This window comes from Methylobacterium sp. A54F, from assembly GCF_053346035.1.
Genome location: NZ_JBKFBF010000207.1, coordinates 1 through 285, shown reverse-complemented (window position 1 = coordinate 285; position 285 = coordinate 1). Strand labels below are relative to the sequence as shown.

Sequence of the window (285 nt, the reverse complement as noted above, 5' to 3'; positions counted from 1 at the left end):
TCGAGGGCTTCCTGCACAAGCGCACCGACCTCGACACGCTCGGCCTCGACGAGCCCGAGAGCGCCTGCCGGGCGATGCGCGGAGGAGACCGAGGCCCGTGATGATCCGCCCTGCCCTGCTGCTCCTGTCCTGCGCCCTGTCCTGCGCGTCCGTAGGCTCGGCCGCCGCGCACGAGGTCTTCGTCTCGAACGAGCGCGACAACACGGTCTCGGTGATCGACACCGCGACCTTCGAGGTCACCCGCACCTTCCCCGTGGGCCGGCGCCCGCGCGGCCTCGTCTTCTC

1 pseudogene is annotated in these 285 nt (G+C 71.6%); it reads left to right on the top strand.

The window, feature by feature from the left end:
• Positions 1–100 precede the first annotated feature (100 nt).
• Positions 101–285 (top strand): annotated as a pseudogene (locus tag ACLBXP_RS25985) (hypothetical protein); the annotation flags it as partial.